Here is an 8,067-nt window from a genome sequence, read left to right as displayed (position 1 = left end):
AATCTGCACCACCCGTTCGTGGAGCATGCGCAGCTCAGTTGGGCTGAAATTGCGGGCTTGCTCAGCTGCTTTGCGGGCTACAAACGGTTTTTGACCCAAAAGTTTGGCTAATTCATCAGGTGCAACGCGTCCAGCACTCTGCGCCGCCAACATCAAACGCGCTTGGCGGGCAATCATGGTCAAAATATACAACGGCGCGGCATCATCGGCTAATAAGCCATTTAAGCCTTGCACCGCCGCCGCACCGCGCCGAGTACTTAATGCGTCGATAAAATTAAATAAGTTGGTTTCTGTCTCATCAGCCACCAGCAAATCGACCTCGCGCATGCTGATTGTGCCATTTTGGCCCACATAGGCGGCTAATTTGGCAATTTCGTTATGCAGCATCCAACCATCGCTGCCCACATAATTGGCCAAATGTTGAGCGGCATCAGGGCGTAATTGCACGCCGTTGGATTGGGCTTCTTGCTGCATCCAAGCGATGAGGGCATTGCCTTCACGCAAATTAAATTCGCGCTGCTCAGCTTGTTTAGTTTTAACCAAAGCCTGAATATCTTTGACCACACTCAAACGGCTATCAGGGGCATCACTTTCGTTGAGCACAAGGTCGGTGGTTGAGGGCAAGCGCTGAACCAAGCTTTTGAGGCCATCGCGCATTTCAGCCGATTTGGCATGCTTTAACAGATCATGCACAATCACCAAGCGGCGATCATGAAAAACAGGATACGCTTCGCAAGCAGTGCGCACTTCGTTGAGTTTGATCGATTTGCCGTGGAGCACCACCACATTGAAAGCAGCGGCATCAGGTGGAAAAGCCGCCTTGAGCACGTTGATCGTGGCTTGGCGGGTATAATCGTCGGGGCCAAAAAAGAGATACAACATAAAAGTAAACACCCTTCTATCAGCCGTGAGCGGGGTAGTTTTGAACCTGCTTTCGCAGGTGGGTGCCAGCCCTTGAGTCGTACAGCACCAGCCGCACTAGTCGCGGAACCCGGCTCCCCTTCATAAAGTGTTGGCTCAAAACTAATTCCCACCGCACGTACAGCGAAGGGTGCACCCTATTGTACTATAGCCCACTCAGATCTGCAAAAATCATCAACTAGTATCCCAACACTAGAATATTAGCTTAACCAATTTCGTTGGTGCTAGGTGGGTACAAATCGCGCAAGCCCTGGGCCGTCGCCCGCATCATATCGATCAATTCGGGTGGCTCTAGCACACGACAATTCTCCAAGTAGCGCAACAGAATTTGGCGCGTTTGCCAGAGATTATGCACCGTGGCCGTCACCAAGGCCGAGCCATCATCACGATATTGAATATCAGTATCAGCAAACCAGTGGGCAACTTTTTTATTGCGGGCAACGACATCGCGCAATTCATACTTAACTGTCCAGGTTGGGCGTTTGGGCAGGGCTGGTGGCAAGACCCGTGGCAAGATTGTTAAGCTGTTTTTGCTAATATAGTCGATGCGATAATCAACATAACGGCCAACCCGCTCGACCATCTGTTGCGGGCCATCAAAACAATAGCCCAAAAGATACATATGGCCATCGCGAGTAAAAATATTAACTGGCCCAACCCGATGCGTCTCCTCGCCATCACGTTGGCTTGAAGTATAGCGAAAACGAATTTCGCGGCGCTGGGCGAGGGCTTTGCGCAAACTACGCATAATCTGCGGATCATGTTCATAGGGCGCAACAGGGCCAGCTTGCTGCAAAATTGGCTCGCCCACATTCAAAGCCCCACGCCGCTCGATTGGCAAGAAATCGATTATCCGCTCGACCAAGCGCCGCACCTGTTGATGATCAGGCAAGGTGCTATTGGCAGTGTAGGTTGCATCAAGAAAGCGCAGCGCCGCAATTTCATCATTGGTTAAATTGAGCAAGGCCAAATCGCCAACGCTGACCAAACGATAACCCACCGAAGCCGTGTATTCGATCACACAGCCAAAAACCTCGCGCAAAGCCCGTAGATCGTGACGGAGCGCCTCGCGGGCCGCTTTAGGATACGCTTCGAGCATTTGGCTATTAACTTCGTCAATTAAGGCATCACTCGTTTTAGGGCCGCTGCCCAAACAACGCAGCAACAACATCTGACGCTGCACCTTCATCACCGATGAACGCTTAATCCCGCGTGCTTGTCGTTTTGTGTTCACGTAATCCTCACTATTCCAAAATAAGCCCATTCAGATTGTTGTGGTGTGGAACGTGGGGCACATATGGGACTGCAAACAAATTGTGCAAGATCAACGACAATCACTCGTGTAGCGAGCAATTGAGGCTCGTCAACAGCTTGCACTGAATGTGGTAGCATAGCAATTATCGGCCAAAGACCAAGGCAACGTTTGTAATTCGTTCTTTTTTGCCTAGGAGGATGCATGAATTACTATCAGGATGTGTTCCCATGGGAAGTCGTCGTCGTAAGCTCGGTCATTTTAGCTTCGATGGCGCTCTTTTCCACAGTTCGTTGGATTTTTCGGCCACAACCTAAAGTGTTTCCAGGCAAACGGATCGTGCTATTCGTGATTTGTCTTGGCTTGATATTTTATGCCTTCCGTTTTGTGCCAAACTTTCGCGATAAATTTGAGCTTGGGCTAAGCACCAATCGCGCCGCAACCAGCGATAACCCGATCTTGCCCGAATTAATGACCCCACGCTTTACCCAAGATCAAAATACGGTCTATCAAGCGGGTATTCGCACGATTCAGGCCCAACGTGGCTGGACAATTACCAACCGCTCCGATAGCCAAAAAGCGCTCAAAGTCGATATTGATGTAATGTTAGGGATCTTCACCGATGAGTTAACGATCGCCTTTATTGATGAAGGCGGCCAAACTCGCGTGGATATTCAATCGGCATCCAAGGTTGGCGGTGCAGATCTTGGGGCAAATCGGCGGCATATTCGCCAATTGGTACGGGCACTTGAGGAAGATTTAGGCACACCAAGCCAATAAAGCGTTACGCCAACAAGGGTAGTTTAACATGGCTACCCTTGTTGTTCGTTCATTCAACTACCACAATTCAGTACGTAAGCCAAGCACTGCGCCTAGCTCACGCAAGGTTGTAGCAGCCAACTCAGCGTCATCAATTTCGCCATTAATACTGGCTTCCGCCAACGTGATTAACGCTTGTAAACAGGCTGGTGTTTGAAAATCGGCATCAAGTGCTGCGATTGCCTCATTGCGCAGCTCTTCAGCATGAAGTGCGCCACCAGATACGCCACTATTGACTGCCTGTTTGAAACGTTCAACCGTGCGTTCGCCCCATGCCACATCATCATTGCTATATTCAAATTGATCGCGATAGTAATATTTGAGCAAGCCCAAGCGAATGGCATCGGCGCTGTAATGTTGCAAGGTTTTGCTGGCCAACACCAAATTGCCCAGCGATTTGCTCATTTTTTCGCCTTCGTAATAGACCATGCCGATATGCGACCAAGCAGCAACGTGCGGGCTTTGGCCAGTAAAATTCTCGGCTTGCGCTAATTCGCAAGCATGATGCGGGAATTGTAAATCGCTGCCACCACCATGAATATTGATCTGCGGCCCGAGATACTCTAGCACCATGGCGGTACACTCGATATGCCAGCCTGGCCGACCGCGACCCCACGGGCTATCCCACCATGGCTCGCCGGGCTTGGTCGCCTGCCACAACACAAAATCCAATGGGTCGCGTTTATGCGGATCATCGGGGAAATTACCGCGCTCATTGGCAATCGCCAACATACTGGCATAATCGCTGTGAGCCAAGCTGCCAAAATCGGGATCAGCATGAACATTGAAATAGACATTGCCTTGATTTTCATAGGCCACGCCACGCTCGATCAAGCCACTATTTACCTCGATAATTTTGGCGATGGCATCAGTAGCTTTGACATAGTGATTAGGCATGCGCACATTCAAGGCATCCATATCACGTAAAAAGCGCTCGGTCTCTTGGCGACCTAATTCATCCCAAGTTAGGCCAAGTTGGGCACTTTTGCGCAAAATATCATCATCAATATCAGTCACATTTTGCACATACAACACTGGCAAGCCTTGCCATTCCAAATAGCGCCGAATTGTATCGTAGACCACATAGGTCCGCGCATGGCCCATATGGGTTGTATCATAGGGAGTCACGCCGCATACATACATGCGCACAAAGCCATCGATTGGCTCCATGGCGACAGGCGTTTGGCACAGAGTATCATAAAGTAACACGACTAGGCCTCCCCTTGGTCGTCGAGCGTTTGATCAAGTGCATCGTCACGTTCAATTCGCAAACCATCTTCATATGAGCCAGCCCGATCTTCCACGCCACCTGATTCGGCCACTTCAGGATTGGTATATTTGCCATCTTGAAAACCGCTATCGTAGCCAGCTTGGCCCTCGAAGCCTTGATCATCATCACGTTTGGGTGGTTGTTCGGTCATGATTGATCCTCTAACACAGAATTATCCTGTAGTACTGTACCTCAAAAATAGCCAAAATACCGTCAGATCACAATTAACATTGCAACAATCGCTGGCGGCTTGTATCATAGCGGCCATGCAAGCACCACAACCATTAATCATCGCCATCGTTGGCCCAACTGCGGTTGGCAAAACTGCCTTTTCACTCGATTTAGCCCAAGCCTTAAATGGCGAGATCGTCTCAGTCGATTCGCGCTTAGTCTATCGGGGGATGGATATTGGCACAGCCAAACCAACGCCTGCTGAACAGGCATTAGTCAAACATCATTTAATCGACGTGGTTAATCCTGATCAGGAATATAGCCTAGCGACCTACCAAGCGGCGGCCTACGCGGCGATTGCCCAAATTCAGCAGCAGGCCAAACAGCCAATTTTGGTGGGGGGCACAGGCCAATATATGGCAGCTCTACTTGAGGGTTGGAGCATTCCTGAAGTTGCGCCCAACTATGAATTACGAGCGCGGTACGAGCAACAGGCGGCCAGCGAAGGTCATGCGGCGCTCCATCAACAACTGCAAACGATCGATCCCGAGGCCGCTAAAGCAATCGACCCAACTAATGTGCGGCGGGTGATTCGCGCCTTAGAAGTTTTTCATGAAACAGGCCAGCCGATTAGCCAGCTTCAGCAGCGCAATCCGCCACACTATCGCATATTAACGCTTGATCTAGAGCGACCGCGCGACGAACTGTATGCCCGCATCGATCAACGGGTTGATCTGATGATGCGCGAAGGACTGATTGCCGAAGTTTGGGCTTTAATTCGCCAAGGCTATGGCTGGGAGTTACCATCGATGTCGGGGTTGGGTTATGCCGAATTTCGGCCATTGTGGCAAGGCCAACAAAGTGCTGGCGCTTGCATCAGCCAACTCAAATTCAACACCCATCGTTTTGCTCGCAAACAAGGGGCGTGGTTTCGGCGTTTGCCCAAGCGGGTTAGCCTCGATGCCCGTCATACGGATTTACTGGCACAGGTGCAGGAGCTGCTTGCAATGCCTGAGCACGCACCAATACATACTGATCACTAGCTTGTTGCAAAAACTGCTCAGGATCACCAGGCACGCTGTAGCCAAGCCGTCCAAACAGCGCATAAGCCAATTGAGTTGCAATCCGCAAGCGTCGATCGGGGGCTAAAACAGCACGGCGCAGCAAAAAGTTTTGCACTAAATCCATATCGCTTGGGCGTAAGGCAGTAATATTGGGCAAGGTTGCACCACTATCTTTGAGCGCACTCGCAACTTTATCATCGCGGGTCGATTGCAACAACATTTCAAGCGTCACCCGTTGGCGATCGCGCACCACAAACGTGCTAGCAGCCAAATCTCCCAAACGGCGGGCACGCTTATCGATCAACATCGTGAGCAACCCAGTTGAATAATACGCTGGCACAAAATCAATTAACCGCAGTAAATTCCGAATCAAGCTACCAGTGAAGGTTAATGGCTTGCCAGCCTCTTGCACCACCCGAATCCCCAAAAGCCGCTTGCCAGGCGTTTGCCCATTCCAAAAGCGCTCAAAGGCGATATAATAAACCAAGACTGTAAAAATACAGAAGAAAAAGAAAATCCGATAGGCAGCATCGCTGGGATTGTTATCAGTCCCGATATAGACCCGTTGCGCAATAAATAACAAAATTGAGAAGAAGGCCGTATCGATAACCGCCGCCACAAAGCGTGTGCCGATTCCAGCCACATCATAGCCAAACTCAATACTTTCGGGAGTATCAATAATATAGCGATCACTTCCACGATTATCGATCATCTCTATCTCCAAACAATATATTAGTAGAGGAGTAGCTTTATGGTAGCAGAAGATTTTATCAATGCCAAACATCATGCTTGGGAACGATTAACCCAGCTAACCAGCCGTGCTCAGAGTAATATTATTGCCATGAATGCCACTGAATTGCAAGAGCTAGGCCGACTTTATCGCCAAGCAACCTCAGATTTAGCTCAAGCGCGGCGCGATTTTCCAGGCCATCCCTTGACGATCTATTTAAACGATTTGGTGGCGAAGGGTCATAGCAGCATCTATCGTGAGCGCAATTCGCCAATTACCGGAATAAAAAACTACTTTCTCTATCAACTCCCCCAAGCTTTTCGTGAGCTATTACCATTTACAGGCATAGCATTTTTAGCATTTTTTCTACCAGCAGTGGTTGCATGGGTCATCAGCTACCAAGATCCGGCGCGGGGAATCGCCTTAGCCCCTGAATTTCAGCCGGCGATTGACAATATGCAAGACGACATCGAATGGTGGCGCGATTTAAACGACAACAATGCTGAAGGTGCAGTTATGATTCTATCCAACAACATTTTTGTCTCATTCCAGGCATTCGTAGGAGGCTTGACCTTAGGTTTACTAACCCTCTATGCCCTCTATTACAACGGATTAATGTTAGGAATTTTAGCGGGGTCAGCTCAAAATATAGGCTTTGCCGATAACCTATGGGGCTTTATTGCGGCGCATGGACCAGTCGAATTGAGCATTATCTTTCTTGCTGGTGGTGCTGGCTTACAACTTGCTTGGGCCATTTTGCGGCCTGGCATGGTTTCGCGCCGCGCTGCCTTGGCAATTGCTGCTCAACGGGCATTCAAAGTCTCGGGAGCAATCGTCATGTTTCTAATCTTGGCAGGATTGATTGAAGGCTTTATTTCGCCGCAATATCTACCATTGTGGTTTAAGATTGCAGTTGGTATTATCAGTGCTGGCAGTATGTATGCCTATCTTTTATTAGCTGGACGCAATGTCCAACAACCAGAATCTGCTGAAGCAAGCGCCTTGAAGCTTGAAACCCCAGCACACTAGAGGATCATAATGAAACGACGAGATCAATTAGCGATTGGTTTGATTTGTGCAGCTTTAGTTGGATGCGGCACACCAGTTGCTAGCCGCCCAACTCCCAAACCGATTGTTAATCTAACAGCGGCACCAACTATCGATTTAGATGCAACCCGTGAAGCCTATAAAAATGAGTTACAACCGACCGCCCAGCCGCTCGGTTTATATATTGTGCGCGATGGCGACACGCTCGAATCGATAGCCTTAGCCTTTAATACCAGCGTAGAAGAAATTTCAGCTACCAATAAACTTGAAGATATCAACGTTATTGCCATTGGACAACCGCTGATCATCCCATCGCTGATTAGTGGCACAAGTAATCTGACGATAACGTTGCCATTAAATCAGTCTAAAGACCTAACTCCAACACCTTGACAATGATTTTCAGCATGCTATACTTCCAGCATAACCTTTATTCGATAACTACCGCAAGGGATAAAGGAGGTGATGCCAATGAATGATAGTAGTCATTGTAGCATCACGGAGGGACTTCTCTAGTCCTATCGTGAAGCGAAAAGACGAAAGCAAACCGCCAGTTCAATGAACTGGCGGTTTCGCATTTTAGAGTGGCTCTGCCAGCTTTGAGCAAGTTTAATTTTTTTAGCCCACAACACAAAAACACGCTAGATGTTGAACATCTAGCGTGTCTTCGATTGGATGGTACGCATCCCCCTACGTTCCCACAGCGGGTGCTGCAGTAGCCTCGGTGTGTGTCGCGTTCACGGCCTGGTTCGGGATGGAGCAGCGTGGGTCACAACCACCTCGACACGTACCAATG

Annotated in this window: 9 protein-coding genes and 1 other RNA gene; 4 read left to right on the top strand and 6 right to left on the bottom strand. The window is 49.2% G+C overall.

Annotated features, from left to right (window positions below; translation table 11 throughout):
- The 3 genes from holA to DEF47_RS12045 all read right to left on the bottom strand — a co-directional run.
- Positions 1 to 882: DNA polymerase III subunit delta (gene holA / locus DEF47_RS12055; protein WP_287045155.1), on the bottom strand; the 882-nt coding region annotated here is incomplete at its 3' end.
- Positions 883 to 888: 6 nt separating this feature from the next.
- Positions 889 to 1,056, bottom strand: a non-coding RNA gene (gene ssrS / locus DEF47_RS12050) — 6S RNA.
- 70 nt (positions 1,057 to 1,126) lie between these two features.
- Positions 1,127 to 2,155, bottom strand: a complete 1,029-nt coding sequence (locus DEF47_RS12045) for a helix-turn-helix transcriptional regulator (RefSeq protein WP_012191785.1) — start codon at positions 2,153 to 2,155, stop codon at positions 1,127 to 1,129.
- Between the two features lie 222 nt (positions 2,156 to 2,377).
- Here DEF47_RS12045 and DEF47_RS12040 point away from each other — a divergent pair, with 222 nt between their 5' ends.
- Positions 2,378 to 2,953 carry a DUF1499 domain-containing protein gene (locus tag DEF47_RS12040; RefSeq protein ID WP_012191786.1) on the top strand — a complete coding sequence of 192 codons (576 nt, stop codon included), beginning with the start codon at positions 2,378 to 2,380 and terminating at the stop codon, positions 2,951 to 2,953.
- A gap of 57 nt (positions 2,954 to 3,010) precedes the next feature.
- Here DEF47_RS12040 and cysS read toward each other — a convergent pair whose 3' ends face one another.
- A complete protein-coding gene (cysS, locus tag DEF47_RS12035; RefSeq protein ID WP_012191787.1) occupies positions 3,011 to 4,201 on the bottom strand; it encodes a cysteine--tRNA ligase in 1,191 nt (396 codons plus the stop codon).
- 2 nt (positions 4,202 to 4,203) lie between these two features.
- Positions 4,204 to 4,413 carry a hypothetical protein gene (locus DEF47_RS12030; RefSeq protein WP_012191788.1) on the bottom strand — a complete coding sequence of 70 codons (210 nt, stop codon included), beginning with the start codon at positions 4,411 to 4,413 and terminating at the stop codon, positions 4,204 to 4,206.
- Between the two features lie 115 nt (positions 4,414 to 4,528).
- On the opposite strand from DEF47_RS12030, the gene miaA reads away from it, so the two are divergent.
- Complete coding sequence (gene miaA, locus DEF47_RS12025) at positions 4,529 to 5,476, top strand: tRNA (adenosine(37)-N6)-dimethylallyltransferase MiaA (RefSeq protein WP_012191789.1); 948 nt, start codon at positions 4,529 to 4,531, stop codon at positions 5,474 to 5,476.
- Here miaA and DEF47_RS12020 read toward each other — a convergent pair.
- Positions 5,385 to 6,209: an RDD family protein gene (locus tag DEF47_RS12020; RefSeq protein WP_012191790.1), complete on the bottom strand. Its 825-nt coding sequence runs from the start codon at positions 6,207 to 6,209 to the stop codon at positions 5,385 to 5,387. The genes miaA and DEF47_RS12020 overlap by 92 nt on opposite strands.
- 39 nt (positions 6,210 to 6,248) lie before the next feature.
- On the opposite strand from DEF47_RS12020, the gene DEF47_RS12015 reads away from it, so the two are divergent.
- A complete protein-coding gene (locus DEF47_RS12015; RefSeq protein ID WP_012191791.1) occupies positions 6,249 to 7,256 on the top strand; it encodes a stage II sporulation protein M in 1,008 nt (335 codons plus the stop codon).
- Positions 7,257 to 7,265: 9 nt separating this feature from the next.
- Positions 7,266 to 7,664 (top strand): LysM peptidoglycan-binding domain-containing protein, encoded by a 399-nt coding sequence (locus DEF47_RS12010; RefSeq protein WP_012191792.1) that lies wholly within the window; start codon positions 7,266 to 7,268, stop codon positions 7,662 to 7,664.
- Positions 7,665 to 8,067 lie beyond the last annotated feature (403 nt).

The sequence above is a fragment of the Herpetosiphon sp. genome (assembly GCF_003512625.1).
Taxonomy (GTDB): Bacteria; Chloroflexota; Chloroflexia; order Chloroflexales; family Herpetosiphonaceae; genus Herpetosiphon; species Herpetosiphon aurantiacus.
Note: the sequence above shows the minus strand (reverse complement) of the source record. Positions and strands in the feature narration are given on the sequence as shown.